Annotated in this window: 16 protein-coding genes; 9 read left to right on the plus strand and 7 right to left on the minus strand. The window is 37.7% G+C overall.

Going from position 1 to position 17,430, the window contains the following annotated elements:
- Positions 1 to 277 precede the first annotated feature (277 nt).
- The 5 genes from rlmKL (at position 278) to rmf (ending at position 6,926) form a co-directional block, all read left to right on the plus strand.
- The gene (gene rlmKL, locus BTO08_RS05455; RefSeq protein ID WP_105060211.1) at positions 278 to 2,416 is read left to right on the plus strand and encodes a bifunctional 23S rRNA (guanine(2069)-N(7))-methyltransferase RlmK/23S rRNA (guanine(2445)-N(2))-methyltransferase RlmL; all 2,139 of its coding nucleotides are present in this window, start codon (positions 278 to 280) and stop codon (positions 2,414 to 2,416) included.
- Positions 2,416 to 2,667, plus strand: a complete 252-nt coding sequence (locus BTO08_RS05460; protein ID WP_105060212.1) for a glutaredoxin family protein — start codon at positions 2,416 to 2,418, stop codon at positions 2,665 to 2,667. The genes rlmKL and BTO08_RS05460 overlap by 1 nt, the downstream gene beginning before the upstream one ends.
- A 5-nt stretch (positions 2,668 to 2,672) precedes the next feature.
- Positions 2,673 to 4,607 carry an ATP-binding cassette ATPase Uup gene (gene uup / locus BTO08_RS05465; RefSeq protein ID WP_105060213.1) on the plus strand — a complete coding sequence of 645 codons (1,935 nt, stop codon included), beginning with the start codon at positions 2,673 to 2,675 and terminating at the stop codon, positions 4,605 to 4,607.
- Positions 4,607 to 6,580, plus strand: a complete 1,974-nt coding sequence (locus tag BTO08_RS05470; protein WP_105060214.1) for a DUF3466 family protein — start codon at positions 4,607 to 4,609, stop codon at positions 6,578 to 6,580. The genes uup and BTO08_RS05470 overlap by 1 nt, the downstream gene beginning before the upstream one ends.
- Positions 6,581 to 6,752: 172 nt before the next feature.
- Positions 6,753 to 6,926, plus strand: a complete 174-nt coding sequence (gene rmf / locus BTO08_RS05475) for a ribosome modulation factor (RefSeq protein ID WP_005367875.1) — start codon at positions 6,753 to 6,755, stop codon at positions 6,924 to 6,926.
- Positions 6,927 to 7,234: 308 nt separating this feature from the next.
- Here the strand turns inward: rmf and fabA are convergent, their stop codons facing one another.
- Positions 7,235 to 7,750 (minus strand): bifunctional 3-hydroxydecanoyl-ACP dehydratase/trans-2-decenoyl-ACP isomerase, encoded by a 516-nt coding sequence (gene fabA / locus BTO08_RS05480; protein ID WP_005367874.1) that lies wholly within the window; start codon positions 7,748 to 7,750, stop codon positions 7,235 to 7,237.
- A gap of 68 nt (positions 7,751 to 7,818) precedes the next feature.
- Complete coding sequence (locus tag BTO08_RS05485) at positions 7,819 to 9,552, minus strand: AAA family ATPase (RefSeq protein ID WP_105060215.1); 1,734 nt, start codon at positions 9,550 to 9,552, stop codon at positions 7,819 to 7,821.
- 193 nt (positions 9,553 to 9,745) lie between these two features.
- Here BTO08_RS05485 and matP point away from each other — a divergent pair, with 193 nt between their 5' ends.
- From matP to BTO08_RS05500, 3 genes are read left to right on the plus strand one after another with little or no spacing between them, the layout of a single operon-like run.
- Entirely contained in the window at positions 9,746 to 10,210 is a 465-nt protein-coding gene (gene matP, locus BTO08_RS05490) for a macrodomain Ter protein MatP (protein WP_105060216.1), read from the plus strand.
- A 53-nt stretch (positions 10,211 to 10,263) separates the two neighbouring features.
- Complete coding sequence (locus BTO08_RS05495) at positions 10,264 to 10,569, plus strand: DUF3634 family protein (RefSeq protein WP_105060217.1); 306 nt, start codon at positions 10,264 to 10,266, stop codon at positions 10,567 to 10,569.
- Between the two features lie 55 nt (positions 10,570 to 10,624).
- Positions 10,625 to 11,023: a PPC domain-containing DNA-binding protein gene (locus BTO08_RS05500; protein WP_105060218.1), complete on the plus strand. Its 399-nt coding sequence runs from the start codon at positions 10,625 to 10,627 to the stop codon at positions 11,021 to 11,023.
- A 45-nt stretch (positions 11,024 to 11,068) separates the two neighbouring features.
- On the opposite strand, the gene BTO08_RS05505 is transcribed toward BTO08_RS05500, so the two are convergent.
- The 3 genes from BTO08_RS05505 to BTO08_RS05515 all read right to left on the minus strand — a co-directional run bounded on the left by BTO08_RS05505 (position 11,069) and on the right by BTO08_RS05515 (position 12,650).
- Positions 11,069 to 11,314: a hypothetical protein gene (locus BTO08_RS05505; protein ID WP_105060219.1), complete on the minus strand. Its 246-nt coding sequence runs from the start codon at positions 11,312 to 11,314 to the stop codon at positions 11,069 to 11,071.
- Between the two features lie 114 nt (positions 11,315 to 11,428).
- Positions 11,429 to 11,866 (minus strand): hypothetical protein, encoded by a 438-nt coding sequence (locus tag BTO08_RS05510; protein WP_105060220.1) that lies wholly within the window; start codon positions 11,864 to 11,866, stop codon positions 11,429 to 11,431.
- Positions 11,859 to 12,650 carry a transcriptional regulator gene (locus BTO08_RS05515; protein ID WP_105060221.1) on the minus strand — a complete coding sequence of 264 codons (792 nt, stop codon included), beginning with the start codon at positions 12,648 to 12,650 and terminating at the stop codon, positions 11,859 to 11,861. The genes BTO08_RS05510 and BTO08_RS05515 overlap by 8 nt, the downstream gene beginning before the upstream one ends.
- Before the next feature lie 611 nt (positions 12,651 to 13,261).
- Here BTO08_RS05515 and BTO08_RS22540 point away from each other — a divergent pair.
- A complete protein-coding gene (locus tag BTO08_RS22540) occupies positions 13,262 to 13,372 on the plus strand; it encodes a single-stranded DNA-binding protein (protein WP_105060222.1) in 111 nt (36 codons plus the stop codon).
- 705 nt (positions 13,373 to 14,077) lie between these two features.
- On the opposite strand, the gene BTO08_RS05525 is transcribed toward BTO08_RS22540, so the two are convergent.
- Positions 14,078 to 16,180, minus strand: a complete 2,103-nt coding sequence (locus BTO08_RS05525) for a hybrid sensor histidine kinase/response regulator (RefSeq protein WP_105060223.1) — start codon at positions 16,178 to 16,180, stop codon at positions 14,078 to 14,080.
- A 12-nt stretch (positions 16,181 to 16,192) separates the two neighbouring features.
- Positions 16,193 to 17,356, minus strand: coding sequence for an FIST signal transduction protein (locus BTO08_RS05530; RefSeq protein ID WP_105060224.1), 1,164 nt, complete (start codon positions 17,354 to 17,356; stop codon positions 16,193 to 16,195).
- Between the last annotated feature and the right edge of the window lie 74 nt (positions 17,357 to 17,430).

Raw genomic sequence — 17,430 nt, forward strand, 5'->3', positions numbered from 1 at the left:
GCTGGTGGATAATTGCTTTGTTGCTGTTTTAATTATTCCAGACAAATGATTTGTGTTTTGTTTGATGGGAATAGTTAAACATTACTTTTAGTTTCGAACTGGTCGCAAGTTTTGCAGGTAAGTTGAGATGTTTGTTGTTACATCATCTTTGATTGAGAACGTACTGATTGAATAATGAATTTTTTTTCTTAAATGAGCCATTTCATTATGGTTTTGACGAGGCATTTTTTGTGATTTCGGTTATAATTCCTCGCAATATTAGTGTGAAAAGAACTCCATGAATCAATATCTAGCGATTACTTCCCGCGGCCTTGAAAATTTGCTTGCGGATGAATTAGAACAATTAGGTGCACAGAACATTCAAGTTGTGCATGCCGGTGTCCGTTTTAAAGCAGAACAAGCAACAGCTTATCGTTGTTGTCTATGGACACGAATCTCATCACGTATCATTCAAGTACTGAGTGAATTTAACGTTCGTGATGATATGGACTTGTACTTAGGTGCAACAGCTATCAACTGGATGAACTACTTTGATAGCAATACACGTATTGTGGTCGATTTTAATGGTACTAACCGTGAAATCCGTAACAGCCAATACGGAGCAATGAAAATTAAAGATGCGATTGTAGACCGATTTACAAAAGCGGATTTACGTCGTCCTAATATCGACCGCGAGCGCCCTGATCTACGTATCCACATGCGTCTATCTGGTGAGAAAGGTATTCTTGGTCTTGATATGGCGGGTAGTGGTTTACACCAACGTGGTTACCGTAGTGAAGCGGGTAAAGCACCACTACGTGAAACTCATGCTGCCGCACTTGTAATGAAAAGTGGCTGGACACCAGAACAAGCATTGTTAGATCCAATGTGTGGTTCAGGTACATTAGTGATCGAAGCTGCGATGATTGCTGCTGAAATTGCTCCTGGTCTTAAACGTAAGCGTTGGGGCTTTGAATCTATCAAAGACTTTGACCAAGAAGCTTGGTTAGAGATCCATGCAGAAGCAACGGTTAAGTCTCGTCGTGGTCCAGCAAAAGTAACTACAAAGTTCTTCGGTCGTGAAATGGACCGTCGTGTATTAGCGATTGCTCGTGATAATGCGGGTCGTGCCGGTGTTAAAGACCTGATTGATTTTGAATATGGCGATGCAACACAACTTGTTCGCCCTGAAGGGTTCGAAACAGGTATTATTCTTTGTAACCCTCCATATGGTGAACGTTTAGGTACAACTCCTGAACTTATTGCATTGTACAAAGAGTTTGGTAACCGTTTAAAACTTGCTTTTGCGGGTTCTGTTGCTGCCATTTATTCAGGTTCGAACGAATTGTTAAGTTGTATGCGTATGCGTGCAGACAAGCAATTTAAGCTTCGTAATGGCGCATTAGACTGTGTGCTTAAAACTTACCTGATCACTGCGGGTAGTGTTCAGAAAGAAGAAGGTCAATCTGAAGGTGTTATCGTTCAAGAAGAGGTGGCGCCTGATTTTGCAAACCGTCTTAAGAAGAATATTACTAAGTTAGATAAATGGGCAAAACGTGAAGGTATCGAATGTTACCGTATTTACGATGCTGATTTACCTAACTACAACGCCGCGATTGATAAGTACAAAGATTACTTAATCATTCAAGAATATGCAGCGCCTAAATCCGTTTCTGAAGAAACAGCACGTCGTCGCATTATGGATGTGTTGCGTGCAACAATTGAAGTTACGGGTGTAGAAAGTAATAAAGTTATTCTTAAAGTTCGTGAGCGTCAAAAAGGTAAGAACCAATACCAGAAGCTATCAAGTGCAGAGCGTCACATGATTGTTGAAGAGTACGGTGTTGAACTTAAAGTGAATCTTTATGATTACTTAGATACAGGTTTGTTCCTCGACCACCGTATTACGCGTCGTATGCTTGGCCAAATGGCAACGGGTAAAGATTTCCTAAACTTGTTCTCATACACAGGCTCTGCAACTGTTCATGCTGCTGTAGGTGGTGCAAAGACTACCACAACCGTTGATATGTCGAATACTTACCTTCGTTGGGCTCAAGAGAATATGGAGCTTAATAATCAGGTAGGCCCACAACATGAATATGTTCAGGCTGACTGTTTACAGTGGCTACAAGAAGTTGATGATACTTTCGACCTGATTTTTATCGATCCACCAACGTTCTCTAACTCTAAGCGTATGAAGCAGACGTTTGATATTCAACGTGATCACATCATGTTAATGGAAAACCTAAAGCGCATGCTACGTCCTGATGGTCAAATTGTTTTCTCAAACAATAAACGTCAGTTCAAGATGGATTTAGATAAGATTAATGAACTTGGCTTACAGGCGAAGAATATCTCAAATAAAACACTGCCAATGGACTTTGCTAAGAATAAGCAAATCCATAACTGTTGGATTATTACTCACAAGGAAGACTAGTGTTAATCACACTTTATAGCACGGAAGGCTGCCACCTTTGCGAGCAGGCATATCGTCTGCTCGTAGAGGCTGGACTTAAAGATAAAGTAGATATTGTTGATATCGCATTTGATGATGCACTGTTTTCTCGTTACGGTGTAACTATACCTGTACTCTCTATTCAAAATCATGTTCGCAATGTTCCTGAATTGGGCTGGCCCTTTGATACAGATTCATTAAAAACATGGTTAATAACAAATAAGCTTGGTTAATTACGATGGCACTTATAAAAATTAGTAACGCTCAACTAGCGTATGGCGATCATGCTTTACTCGATAAAGCAGAATTTCTTCTTCAGCCACATGAGCGTGTTTGTCTTGTTGGTCGTAACGGCGCTGGTAAATCAACATTAATGAAAGTGATTGCTGGTGACGTATTACTCGATGACGGTAGTATTCAACGTCAAAATGAGCTGGTGGTTTCTCGCTTAGAGCAAGATCCACCGCGTAATGCGGAAGGGTCTGTATTTGATTATGTAGCGGAAGGTCTTGCTGATGCAGGTCGTGTTTTGCGTGAGTACCATCACCAATTGGATCTTGTCACCGCTGATCCTAGTGAAGCGAACATTAATAAACTATCGCGCATTCAGGAGCAGGTTGACCACCACAACGGTTGGCAACTAGATACGCGTATTGCTGCAGTACTTGAAAGCTTGAAGCTTGAACCGAATACACTTCTTACTGATTTGTCTGGTGGTTGGCAACGTAAAGCAGCACTAGCTCGTGCGCTAGTGTGTGATCCTGATATTCTGTTGCTTGATGAGCCAACAAACCACCTTGATGTAACAACGATTGAATGGTTAGAAGGTTTTTTAAAAGACTTCCGTGGTTCAATTATTTTCATCTCGCACGACCGTGCATTTATTCGTTCTATGGCAACCCGTATCGTTGATTTAGATCGTGGTCAATTAGTCTCTTTCCCTGGTGACTATGAAGGTTACTTAGAGGCAAAAGTTGAGTTATTGCGTGTAGAAGAAGAACAAAACGCATTATTTGACAAAAAACTAGCACAAGAAGAAGTGTGGATAAGGCAAGGTATTAAAGCGCGTCGTACTCGTAATGAAGGTCGTGTACGTGCGCTTAAGGCATTACGTAATGAACGCGCGGAACGTCGTGACGTTGTTGGTAAAGCAGATATGCAGCTACAAGACGCTAACCGTTCAGGTAAGATTGTCTTTGAAGCGAAGAATATCGGTTATAGCTATGGCGATAAGCGAATCGTTAAAGATTTCAGCTTTAATGTTATGCGTGGCGATCGTATTGCCTTAATTGGCCCTAATGGTTGTGGTAAGAGTACCTTAATTAAACTGATGCTTGATAAACTACAAGCAACAGAAGGTGACTTCCATTGTGGTACTAAGCTAGAAGTGGCTTATTTTGACCAGTACCGTGAAATTTTAGATCCAGAGAAAACCGTAATGGATAACCTTGCTGATGGTAAGCAAGAAGTGACAATCAACGGTAAAACTCGTCATGCGCTAGGTTATTTACAAGATTTCCTATTTCACCCTCGTCGTGCTCGTACACCTGTTAAAGCACTGTCTGGTGGTGAGAAAAACCGACTATTGTTGGCAAAACTCTTCCTAAAACCAAATAATTTGCTGGTTCTCGATGAACCAACGAACGATTTAGATATCGAAACCTTGGAACTTTTAGAAGATATACTTGCCAACTATCAAGGTACGTTACTTTTAGTAAGTCACGATCGTCAATTCGTTGATAATACTGTGACTACAAGCTGGATTTTTGAAGGTGAGGGCGTTGTTAACGAATACGTTGGCGGTTACCATGATGCACAATCTCAGCGTGCGAATTCTTATGCCAATCAAGCAAAAGAGCAGGCTGCAAAAATCGAATTAGAGAAGAGCAAGAAAGCTGCTCAAGCACAAAAGCAAAAAGACGTTACACCTAAACGCGCAGGTAAGAAGCTATCTTTTACTCTTCAACATGAGTTAGCTGGCTTGCCGCAAAAAATTGAAGACTTGGAAAATGAAATCGCAAAAATTCAGGAACAAATTAATGATCCTGCATTTTTCTCCGATCCAAAGAATGACACACAAGCAACTCTTACAGGCCTAGCTAAGCTTGAAGAAGAGTTTGAAGTTGCCTTTGAACGATGGGAAGAATTGGAAGCGATGCAAAAGGAATCCTAATGCCACATAAGATGTTAAAACTATCAACACTTGCAATCCTAGTTGCTGGTGCATCTCAAGCTAGCGCTGCTGTTTATGATATTGTTCCTGTTTCAACTTCAGGATCAGATCAACTAGCAGCTCAAGCATATTTCCCGAATGCACAGGCAAATGCAGATAGTACGCCTGTTTCAGCTTTTACTACGGGGATTAAACCGTCTGCTGAAGGTGACAATTGCTTTACAGGTAACAACTGTAATGCTGATTCATATGATGTTGCGGGAACCGTTCGACGTGGTACTCAAGGTGCGCCATTGTCTGATACCACAGCATATAATGAGAATCGTCAGTTCATAAATGATGTTAATGGGTTATATAGTTACTGTCGTGATAACTTAGGCTACAACATCTGTGATGTTTGGGCTAATAATGAGTATTACGGTTATGGCTATAATGTTGATGATGTTCAAGACGGTCAAGGTTTAGGTGGTCTGCAGCATATTCAACAGGCATGGTTAAATGGTTACCATTCAAATGCTCTTGCACTTAAAAATGGGGCATCTGTTACAACTAAAGCCGATGATGCTAGCGCATACTCTGAAACTGGCTTAGGAAGTATTCAAGAAAATACTACTGATGCCGTTCTTGAAGGTATCGTGGGTAATTACAGTTTTGGTACGTCAACTTCTGCTGTATTTAAGAATGGTTCTGTAAATCCTCGCGCTTTTGCTAAACGTGGTTTTGTAAATAATGATGGTACCCCAGTATCCTTATTAGCGCCTGTATCGGGCGATGCATTTGTTAAAAATATGGGGCAAACGACAGCGAATGGGGCAGTAGAAACGACTGACGGTAATTTGTTGGTTGTGGGTTCATCTTCTTTTGATCAAACATTTACTCAAAATCTTGATTCGCGAGAGCCAAATACAGATGACATTAATATAGGCTTAGGTTTCAACAAAGATACCTTCGCTCAATGTGCAAATAATCCTTCTAATCTGTACAGTACGTTTGAATGTCAATTTAGTACTTTTGCTAATGAAGCTGCTTTCTGGGTTGTTGATAATACTGGTAATCTTGTTAAATCAGGTGTTATTAGTTCAAATTTAGCAGCTGTTGACTCTGATCATGATGATGTTTCTGCACAGGCATCTGCTAATGCCGTTGCAATGGTTAATGATAAGCCTGTTGCTGTGGGTTACGCATCTGCCGATACAGATGATTCGTATGTAATGCAAGCCGCATATTTTGAACCAAATGCTGATTTAACTAAATGGACGCAAACTTTTGTTCCTGGCTTAACGATTACTACTGGTGATGATCGTAATTACCAATACACAATGGCTAATGACATTAACTCGAGCTTTAAAGTTGTCGGTATTGCAAAGAGTCATAATGCTGAAAACCGTTCGATTCCACAAAAAATGTTTATTTTTGATAAAGCAACGAATCAGACCAAGTTCCTTGATTCGTCAGTAAGCTCATTATTCTTCAGTGGTTCAAATGGTGATGCAACAGCAATTAATGATAATGATCAGGTTGTAGGTTGGGTTGATTCAGAAACGAAGAACCAGATTGATGGCTCTGAGCGTCGTCATCGTGCATTTACCTACATTGCTGGCTCTACAGCTCAAGGGCCGCTAAAGGCTGGTAGTGTATGGATGTTGGATGATTTAACCAATGATGGTGGAGCAGCGAATACAGTAGCAAACTCTTACCGTATTATCTCTGCAACCGATATTAATGACGCTGGTGTTATTTCTGCTACGGCAAATTACTGTGCTGGTGGTTATCAAAACTTAACTAAACAAGCGCAGTGTTCTGTGACGGAAAAGCAAGTTGCGATTAAGCTTGTACCTAAGGCAAATGCGACGGATAAAGATATTATTGTTCGTAAAGCAGAGGACGAAGAGCCAGTAAAACGTTCTGGTGGCTCACTTGGCATTTTGGCTTTGACAGCGTTAGGCTTTATTGGTTTCAGACGCCGTAAGTAATTTTTAAAATAAATTACGTTATACCAACAAGCTCACATTTTGTGGGCTTGTTTCGTTTTTAAATTTGATAAATTGTTCGAAATAACCCATTTTTATTAGTGGAGACACAAAAACTCCATCATTATTTAATCATAATGAAAAGTAATATAAAGATAAGGATGAGGACCGAACTATGAAGAGACAAAAGCGGGATCGTTTAGAACGTGCGCAGGCTCGAGGTTATCAAGCCGGATTAAATGGCCGTTCTACTGATGCATGTCCGTACCAAGGTACAGATGCCCGTACTAACTGGCTAGGTGGTTGGCGAGACGCAAGAGAAGAGTTACAACAAGGTCTCTACAAATAATAACCTCCCTCATGGTTAACCCTATTCTGCAGCCCCTTAGGAGAAGGGGCTTTTTTATACGTAATCATAATTGATAGCATTATTGGTTTATCTTCGTAATCTTCGCTGAAGAGTTTGCAATCAAATTCATGGCATTACTTATTTAGCTACCTTTATGATTGCAAATAAAGGTGGTCATTATTTTTAATTCGTTCGAGCTATATAACTGATAACCGCATAGAAGAAGTTGATGATTACTATGCTGGTGGATAAAAAAAAGCCCCGAAGCTTAATGCCTCAGGGCTGAATATTTAGATTAATCACGCTGATTAGAAGTTGTCTGTGTCTTTAAAAAGACCCACTTTTAAATCTTTAGCAACGTAGATTTCTTTACCGTCTACAAGTACACGACCATCAGCAACACCCATGATTAGCTTGCGGTTGATAACACGCTTAAGCTGAATTTCATAAGTTACTTTTTTGGCTGTTGGTAGAATTTGACCTGTGAATTTAACTTCACCCACACCCAGTGCACGACCTTTGCCTTCACCGCCTGACCAACCAAGGAAAAATCCTACTAGTTGCCACATTGCATCAAGGCCAAGGCAACCAGGCATAACAGGATCACCTTTAAAGTGACAGTTGAAAAACCATAAGTCAGGATTGATATCTAATTCAGCGACAATAAAGCCTTTACCGTGATCACCATCTTTATCAGTGATATTTACGATACGGTCAATCATTAGCATATTATCTGATGGTAATGATGGGAAGTCAGGACCGTGTAGTTCGCTGTTGCCACAAGCGACAAGTTCTTCGTGTGTATAAGAATGCTGGCGTGTCATTAGAATCAATTACTCCTTCAAAAGTATGGGAGCAATTTAGCTTACACGTGTAAGCTAAACAACTCGGATCAGTTCTGGACAAACCAGTTAGATATACGTAAACGTAGGCGATTTAACAGACCAATCTCATTTGAAAGGTCACCATGGTGAAAATAATCAATTCTTTCTTCAATCAAAGATAAAATAGTTTCATCTTCATCATTCTCGCTACGGAATGGCTTATCCGTTAAAAGAGGGATCGCTTCATCAACGTTCTCTATTGCCCAGATGTGGAACTGTTTGGCTTTGATTGCTTCAATGACTTCATCATTTAAACAAAGGTTGCTCAAGTTAGTCTTTGGTAAGATAACACCTTGATTACCAGTTAAACCACGATGAACACACACTTTATAGAAGCCTTCGATTTTTTCATTAATCCCACCAACAGCTTGTACACGGCCAAACTGGTCAACAGCACCGGTTACCGCTATTTGCTGATTAATAGGCTGTGAAGATAATGCAGACATTAATGCACAGAGTTCTGCAAGAGAGGCACTGTCACCATCTACTTCAGAGTATGACTGTTCAAAAACAATGGATGCTGAGTAAGGTAGGGCTTGATCTAAATCTAGCGCTGTTGCAACAAACGCTTGCATGATCATCATACCTTTCGCATGAATATTTCCGCCCAGTTCAACTTTACGTTCAACATCAGAAATATCGCCATCACCAAAGTGAACCACACAAGAAATACGAGCAGGTTCGCCATAAGCTGTTGGGTGTCCTGGCATTTCAACTACGGTTAAACCATTAACCTGACCGACTTCTTTACCTTCACTAGCAATAAGGACTTGGCCATGGTGAATATCAGCAATAGCGCGTTCTGGTAAATAAGACTCACGATACTCTTTAGCGCGAAGTGATGCTTTAATATTTGAAGCTGTTAAAACTTTACCGTCTGTCTCTATACTTGCTTCAGATAATAGATTTAGATGCCAAAGCAAACAAAGTGGTAAGCGTGTTTGATCTTCAGCATAACGAGCACCGGCACATAGCAGTGCAGTTACAGCGTCAGTATCAGCCAAGTCTGGTAGTTTATGATGGGTAATAATCGCCTTTATATAACGAAGATAATCTTCAAGATTGGATTCGTTTAATAAGAGATCTTGTTCAAATTCACCATACATAGCAAAACCAGCAGCAAGATCTGGTTCTGCCTGATCAAGTTCTGCCATTAAGTGGCGATCACCAATGATTACCAGTTTAACATTTACTTTTTCAGCTGCTGGTAATGGGCATAGTACTTTTTTGTTAGCCGCTTCCCAATCTAGCATGCCGTCCATTAGTACGCTTTTTAAACGCGGCCATAACGATGGATTACTTAGAAGGGCGGTGATTGATAAAATCAAGTACCCATTATTCGCTTGGTGCAGTAAACCATGTTTAACGCTTGGTTTTGCTAGACTATTTGACTCTAGAGCAGGATAGACAGCGCCAAATAGTTTTTCAGCAGTAATATCATCACCCGCGATGATGATGGGTTGCTCATTTTCACTCGTTTGTGAGCTAGATGTATTATTACTACTTTGAGATTGGTATTTTTTTATGAGTTCAATAATATAGTCACGATACAACGTGTTATCAGGCGCCGTAATACGTAGAATACGAGGCTGTAAATTAAGCGCGCTGAAGCGGCGTACGGCATCTGATAGTCGAGGTTGAAGAGTACCAACTGTCGCGGGTTCAAGATTACTATAATGATCTAGAGTTGTTTGGTACTGGCTATAATCAGGAAACATTGTACGCCAAGATTCTTCATGCATAAATTTAGCTTTCTATTGTTACTGTGAAAAGGTAAGCAGTATAAAACAATCAAAGAGCTCATAATAGAAACTTATGAGCTATATTTATGTTTCATAAAAACAATCGGTTATTCTATATAGATGATTGTTATTTAAGAATGCTAGGGTTACACTGTAACGCGTTTTTCGTTGACGATGAGAAAATAGTAATTTTATGAAATATCAGCAGCTTGAAAATCTTGAAGCCGGTTGGAAATGGGCTTATTTAGTAAAAAAACATAAGGAAGGCGAATCAATTACACGCTTTATTGATCGCAGTGAAGCAGAAGCTGCTGTTGAGGCTCTTTTAGATATAGAACATGAACCAACAAAAGTGATTGAATGGATAAGTTCTAATATGTCTCCGGCGCTTGAAAATAAACTAAAGCAAGCTATTCGAGCAAAAAGGAAACGCCATTTTAATGCAGAACAAGTACATACACGTAAGAAATCAATCGACTTAGATTTCCGTGTTTGGGAAAAGTTGGCAGAAAAATCGCAAGAGTTAGGTTCTACATTATCCGATACTATCGAATATTTGATCAGTGAAAGTAACCGAACAGAGCTAGCTAACAAACAGGTTAGTGATATCAAGAATAACCTGACAGAACTACTAAACATTGAATCCTTTGATAAATAACGTTTTTTTGGTGGTTGCTGTTCTTTTAAAGGTTACGTTTAAGGAGTAAGCAAATGGAATATGTACTTGTTTTAGCAGTAGTTGTTATTTTTATCGTCTTTAAAGATCGTCCTATTATGGTTTTGAAATTTGAAAATGGCGACCTAATAAAAACGAAAGGGAGTGTACCTACTGGCTTTCAAACAGCGTGTAAAGAAATCGCACATAAAACACCTTTTAGTGGCCATATCAAAGTTTATAAAAATCGATTCACTACAAAAATTGATTTTTCAAAGGATATTCCAAGTAAAACAAAGCAACGAATTCGTAATGTTTTCCCTCATAGCTCTCATTCAACTAAAAAGGGTAAACGTGCTTAATAGGAAGCAAGTGTAATAAAGTGTTTATTACACTTGCTATTTAAAAGAGTCAATTGTGATTATTCCATACGCATTTCGATTAACCCAAGGTGCAGATCTTAAAAAAAGTATTCTTCACTTTGTACAAGATAATAAGATCCAAGCAGGAAGTTTACTCTCTGGTATTGGTTGCTTGTCTAAAGTAGCTATACGTTTGGCTGATGAATCTAAGACAATAGAGGTTTTAGGCCCTCTAGAAATTCTTACCTTATCAGGGACATTAACATCACAGCATGTCCATCTTCATATATCAGTAGCCGACAAAAAAGGGCAGGTGATAGGTGGACATCTTGTTGATGGAAGTATTGTCTCTTATACTGCAGAAATTTGTATTGCGAGTTATACGAATTTCTCATTTAGCCGAGAATATGATGAATCAACGCGATTTGATGAGTTGAAAATTTGTGCGAAGTGAAGCGAATAATAACAAGTTAAAGGTTAGTTTAACTTGTTATTCAATCTATTTTAGTGCGTCTAATAACTCTTCTTTACTTTTGATATAAGATGAAAACTTTTGCTTTAATTCCTGAAGTTCACTCTCTGCCTTTATTCTTTTTAGACGTTCTTCTTCTAATTGTTGCCCTAGTTCTACGGCTAAATAGCCACCGTTTATGAGAGCTTTGGTCGTAACATTACTATTTGTTAATGATTTAAGAGACTCAATCATATAATAATGCTTATCGATATCACGGATTGTTATTGCCATTAGATACTCCTTAACTCTCTATAATATATCAACTTTTAATTAAAACCGCATTAATCTAACGCACTATAACTTTATTTTTTATCTAAAAATAAACCGGTTTACACCGGCTTACGTTTATCGAATCTTTTGACCAAGTAATAAGCTACTTAGATAAATAGACTTACCTGAATCTAACTCTAGAATGCCTCTGTCATCTGAGATATAAACAGCTTCTTTTGTTCGAAGAGAGTCAATATAAAAGTTCCTAAATGTAAAATCTACTTCACGACTTTTATTTAATCGCTTAATACCGAACGTGTAATAATGATTTTGAATTTTAAGAAATACACCGCTAAATAACGATGATGAAATAACTCTATTTTCTTTATTTTTTCGAATTACATTAATCTTAATGCGTCCATCATTTAGGTTAACTTTTATAATTTCAGAGCCAAAAGCAGGGTATTCCTTAGTAAACAAATATGTCGATTGTGTATTGATAGCATTAAAAATCGCTTGTGAAAAAATAAACAATAGAGCTAAGAATATACCAAGGAAAGCTTTTTTAAGCATCGCATTGCTCCTGGTTCACTTGTGAAGTTAAGTCAACATAGTGCTCATTATGCACACCTATTAATTTATAACGCTCACATAATCCACCGATAGGGAATGCGTACCATTGACTAATGTCGCCTGTTTTATGATCAATGATTGCCTGTATCACAGGGTTTGGTAATTCAACACCATTATAATTAACAGATATACCATCAACATCTGTTGTATTAACAAAAAATAAGTACTGGTAGCAGACAAATAAAGTTGCTAAAAAGAAAAAGGTAACAATCAGAAAATCAAATAGACTGAATGTATTTAATTTATTGAATAAGCTGTTTTTTTTCTTCTCAGTAATTACTTGTTTCTCAATGACGCTTTCTTGATGTTCTTGTAATTCTAACTTTTCTGCAATTTCATGTGCTTCTATATGTTTACTAATATCTTCTGCCAGAGGCGGGTGAGAACCATCGTCAGCTAGTGAGGTTTCCCTAATTGAGTAACCAAGTTTAGGCTCCGTTGTGATGATATTATGTTCACCGATTTTACTAAATGAGGTACGAAGGTTTTTTATCGCTACAGTTAACGAATTATTCGTGACTATTTTTCCTTGCCAACACTCTTTTAGTAATGTTTCTCTATGCACAGTATTGTTTGCGGTGTTTGCTAGTAAAGCAAAGATATGAGTCTCTGAGCGTGACACTTTTAAAACAGCATTATCACTTATACGAGTGATCGTTCTTCGCGAATAATCAACATCAAAACGACCAAAACGTTCGACTCCATTGTTTACTTCATCGTTCATTATTTACTTATCAATAATAGAGTTGTCAAAGGGGATAACTACTCAAAAGAGAGGCTATTTTATACAAAAAAGGTATCGAATTCTATATTGATGCAACTATATGCTTGGCATATTATCATTTGTATATAAATTCTTCTGTTTTTTAATCAAATTGATAGTGAAAACGACTAATTTAGAAGCATTAAAAGATACGAGTGACGGTGTAACTATTTTATTTGATGGTTATATCAGTGTAACTCTCTGTTTAATTAGCCATTAATCAGCTGAAAGAAGAAAGCTTGTTTTTATTCGTTGATAGTATTGAAACACATGAATTTAGCGACTACATGGTCGAACTGGTTGGAGAATTTAAACCAAGTAATTACAAAAAGCGACCAAGTTAAATAACATCGTAGTTATGTTTTCCTATTTCAAAATGTCCTCCTTATTCTCTAATTAAATGTCTCCTTTAAGGTAACTCTAGTTGGGATAAATTGAGTTATAGAGTAGGGAAGTCACGTTTTCTTTTGCTGGTTGTATTTCAGCTATTTCGTTTAAGAAAATTTCACTACCTTATCTAAGCGTTTGTTACTCACCATCAGACCTTGGGTTACATTTTCTAGTTTATCAAAATGAAATTAATCTTATCTGAAGAAGACCAAGCTTACAAAGCTGGACTTTATACATTAGATAGATCGAGCTTTACCGTTATTAATTTTTGGTCTCTAGAGCTTAAACGCTAGGGATTGATAATTGTTGTGGTGTTAATCGCTTGGTTTAACTCGGATATTATCATTAATAGATGCTGACCAAGAAATCATTGAAAACTACAAATCAATTCTGGTGAACTAACAATGACAACTAAAGTGTCCAATATTTTTCTTACGATAATCACAACCAAATCCAGGCGATGGTTTCAAATATCACAGCCGAGAATGTAGAAGATGTACAGCGCAGCACCAACGATACATTTAAAATCGGCATGTGGTTTTTATCAAAAGTTATCGAAGGACATCAGTTTGAGATTTAGGGGCTATTCGAGTCAGCCGAAGCAACAATGAAGTTTGCACATGAGCATCATGGAATTACAAGTTATCGAGGTGCACCTGAATTTGATAGTGGTATGGACGAACTGCTTGAAGCACTTAAAACTCAGTAAGCAACAAATCTACCAAGCCAAATCACCATTATTTCAATATTATACTTAAGTGCGCATTATGTATATTATGTTAAATAAGGTGTTATTGTAACTATATCTAATCTTATCTTACTTACCTCCATACCTGATATCTCTACTCTGCTGAGGGTTTATTGTTGTATTTAACAGTATTGGCTATTTACCATAAAATAGGTAATTAACATCAATTTTAAATACTGCTGCAAATGTTCAGTTTGCCTTGTACTTAAAGCTTGCTGTTAATTACTAGAGATTCGATTAATACGAATCTCTAGATCGTACTTTCTGACTGCTGGTTTTCTTTCAGTTCTTGGTATTTTTCCAGCAACGCATCTAGCTCGTTTGAACAGATTGGTTTTGCTAAAAAACCATCCATACCAATATCATGATAAATTTTCTGGTCGCTTTGCATCGCATTCGCGGTTAATGCGACGATTGGTATACTAATTTTTCTCTGTCTAAGCTGTTTTGTTGCTTCTAAGCCATCTAATATCGGCATAGATATATCCATTAGCACTAAATCAAACTTATTGTGACCCTGTAACAGTACATTTATCGCTTCCTTTCCGTTATTAGTTATCGCAACTTTATGTCCTCGTCGCTCTAACATCAACTTAGCAACCAACTGATTGGTATTACTATCTTCGGCTAACAAAATATTTAACGAGCAATCCGATTTGTTTTTAAATTTGATGTCGGCTTCGCAACTCTTTAATGATGGATAAATAATAGGAATAGAAATTTTAAAACAGCTTCCTGTACCTAACTCACTTTCCAGTGATATTGTGCCGTTCATCTTTTCGATTAAATGCTGGCTAATCGCTAGACCTAAACCTGTACCACCGTAACGACGAGTGATACTTCCATCCGCTTGATGAAATGGATTAAAGATATTTGCTTGCGCATCTTTAGCTATACCAATACCTGTATCGATGACTGCTATTTCAATATTGTCATCAACTTTACGAGCAACAACACGAACCGAACCGATGCTCGTAAACTTTACAGCATTACCGATTAAATTAAATAACACTTGAGCAATTCGATTTTTGTCACCGTAGATTTGTTTTGGGATTGCATCGTCAATTTCACATTGAAATTGGACATTATTTTTAGTCGCTTGTGGTGCCAATTGATCAGCGACAAGTCTTATACTTTCCACAACATTAATATCGCTATTGAAAAGCCTAAAACTCCCCGATTCTATTCTTGATAAGTCTAAGATGTCATTGATAATAGTCAGCAATAAATGTGCTGATTGGTCCATCTGTGATAACCAAAGATTTTGCTTATTATTCAAGCCAGATAAAGATAGCGATTCCATTAAACCTAATACTGCATTAAGTGGTGTTCGTATCTCATGACTCATCATTGCTATGAATTGAGATTTTGCTTTGTTGGCCGTTTCTGCTTGTTTTTGTGCTTCCTGTAAATCAAATAAACGTTTTTTTCTACTTGTTATATTTTTAGCAGTTCCTCGAAACCCTTGTAGTTTTCCATACTTATCAAAATAAGGTGTACCACTAAAGCTATACCACTGCTCTGTATTATCAACGCTAAGATTCCATTCTAAGTCTTCAAATACAACTTGCTGTGAGAGTTTACTCGTCAGTTTATTTTGGAATAATGGGTAGTTATTGAAGAATTCTATAAAGTTATCACAGGAAATTTGTGTATTAGCGACTTGAGGTTCTGAAATGTAAGTAAAGTTATAATCAACATCAATTTCCCAAAACCAATCACCTGCTGTTTTGGCAAAATCTTTAAATCGCTGCTGACTAAATGTCAGTTGTTGTGTTCGAGCTGCAACTAAGGATTGCAACCTTTCGCGATAATCTATATCAATGATCGCACGTGCAAGCAATGGTCTAAATCTATTAAGCACTCGCCTACATCTTGGTGTGAACTGACTTTTATCGTGGCTCATTAAAATCATAACAGCATCACTAGAGCTTACTTTTACTCCCGTTAATAATGCTGAACTGTAATCATTTAAGGCTTCAATCGATTGTGTACTAAATTCAACAATATCTTTAGGTGAATATAGCGCAATGCATTCACCATTGATTGCTCGTCTAAATGTACTTTCCATTAGCCAAGAGTTTGTACCAAAACGATTATCAGTACTGACCAGCACATCAAGCATTTCTTGTTCGTCTTCTCGAGTAAGAACTAGCGCTTGATCAAAACCTATAAACTTGCGTAGGACTTCTAATAAACTATTGAAAACTTGACGTTTATCATTCGCACCCGCCATTGCCGAGATGCCTTCTAAGATGGCTTCATTCTCATCTTGTAATTGGCTTTCTCGCTCTTGACTGCGTAATAAATCAATGACTGTTTCTTGTAGCTTTTCAGATTCAGAACTTATCATAGTATTAACAACCTACCCTTTATGAAAAATAGCTGCTGAAATCATTAAGTTACCGTGCGCATTTTCACCACTGATGAATTGCCCCTGCTCACCAAATGTAAATGGAGAAACATAAGGCTTATTTAACATTGCAATATTTACACCGATAGCAACATCATCCATGCGATTTTTTATTTTTAACATACATCCGGCACAAAAAATCGTAATTCCACCTATTGGGTTCAGCTTATTACCATTCGATGCTTTAACGACTCGACTAGCTCTAGAAATTAGTCGTTCATCAGTGCCGTTCATAAAGTACAAGCGTTCCCCCTGCTTTACTTCAGCAAACATTTCGATGCCCTTGCGCTGCGTAATATGTGCGGGATGAGCTAATTTAAAATAAGGTAAATCGAAATATTCTCCAGCAAAACGCCCTAAAGGGTTTAAACTGCTTTCACTGATTATATTGCTGTTAGTATCAAATGGAATCTTCATCCATTGCTGATAAACATCTGCTGCAGGTTTATTGTCTAGTTCTATAACTTCTCGATGTTCAACTTTGGTTGCTATCGCTGATAAACCAGTACTAGCATAGCCCGAATGAAATGATAGACTTACTTCGCATGTCGGATAAAAAACAGCGATACCTATTCCCTGACCCGTTTGTTGTTCAACGTTAAATATTTGCCATTTCTCTGCAATGAAATCATCAGCTGCTGATCCTCCAATAATAGGAACTGTACAGCCCAACTCTTTCTCTATACCTTGAATAACTTGTTCTTCATAACCCGGTGTTGCATGTAATAAAATTAGAGATGGTAACTCGCCGACTCGACCACTATTATGAATCGCTTTTAATGTTGCTTGCCTTGCCATTTCATAAGGCGTTTCAAAATTTGAAATTATAGCTGTGCCATATGCTCCGTGATAATCATTAATCGCCCATAATGCTAAACCTGTTCCGCTAAAGTAGCCCTCATTTGTCATAAAACCCTGACATGATGTACAACCTAAAATAGCTGTATTAGGAAATGATTTTTCAAGCTCAGCTTGGAAAATATTAATGTCATAATTTTCAGAATAATAGATAAGCAATAAAGAAGGCGTTGCAATTTTTAGATTAAGCTTATCAATAGCTTCATTAATAGCTTCGAAAGATGAAGATTGTATTGAGTAACTTGTTGTTATATCCATATCAATAGACTCATCCTTGAATTAATTCGTGATTAATATTATCAGTTATTTGCACATTTTAAGTCAGAATTTTA

Source organism: Photobacterium angustum, from assembly GCF_002954615.1.
GTDB classification, from domain to species: domain Bacteria; phylum Pseudomonadota; class Gammaproteobacteria; order Enterobacterales; family Vibrionaceae; genus Photobacterium; species Photobacterium angustum_A.

Bases quoted from the DNA above. Each gene is read 5' to 3' on its own strand.
- BTO08_RS05485 (WP_105060215.1), bottom strand. From the start codon at position 9,552: ATGCATGAAGAATCTTGGCGTACAATGTTTCCTGATTATAGCCAGTAC.
- BTO08_RS22540 (WP_105060222.1), top strand. From the start codon at position 13,262: ATGAAATTAATCTTATCTGAAGAAGACCAAGCTTACAAAGCTGGACTT.
- BTO08_RS05525 (WP_105060223.1), bottom strand. From the start codon at position 16,180: ATGATAAGTTCTGAATCTGAAAAGCTACAAGAAACAGTCATTGATTTA.
- fabA (WP_005367874.1), bottom strand. From the start codon at position 7,750: ATGACACGCCAGCATTCTTATACACACGAAGAACTTGTCGCTTGTGGC.
- uup (WP_105060213.1), top strand. From the start codon at position 2,673: ATGGCACTTATAAAAATTAGTAACGCTCAACTAGCGTATGGCGATCAT.
- rlmKL (WP_105060211.1), top strand. From the start codon at position 278: ATGAATCAATATCTAGCGATTACTTCCCGCGGCCTTGAAAATTTGCTT.
- BTO08_RS05495 (WP_105060217.1), top strand. From the start codon at position 10,264: ATGGAATATGTACTTGTTTTAGCAGTAGTTGTTATTTTTATCGTCTTT.
- BTO08_RS05510 (WP_105060220.1), bottom strand. From the start codon at position 11,866: ATGCTTAAAAAAGCTTTCCTTGGTATATTCTTAGCTCTATTGTTTATT.
- BTO08_RS05515 (WP_105060221.1), bottom strand. From the start codon at position 12,650: ATGAACGATGAAGTAAACAATGGAGTCGAACGTTTTGGTCGTTTTGAT.
- BTO08_RS05470 (WP_105060214.1), top strand. From the start codon at position 4,607: ATGCCACATAAGATGTTAAAACTATCAACACTTGCAATCCTAGTTGCT.
- BTO08_RS05530 (WP_105060224.1), bottom strand. From the start codon at position 17,356: ATGGATATAACAACAAGTTACTCAATACAATCTTCATCTTTCGAAGCT.
- BTO08_RS05505 (WP_105060219.1), bottom strand. From the start codon at position 11,314: ATGGCAATAACAATCCGTGATATCGATAAGCATTATTATATGATTGAG.
- matP (WP_105060216.1), top strand. From the start codon at position 9,746: ATGAAATATCAGCAGCTTGAAAATCTTGAAGCCGGTTGGAAATGGGCT.
- rmf (WP_005367875.1), top strand. From the start codon at position 6,753: ATGAAGAGACAAAAGCGGGATCGTTTAGAACGTGCGCAGGCTCGAGGT.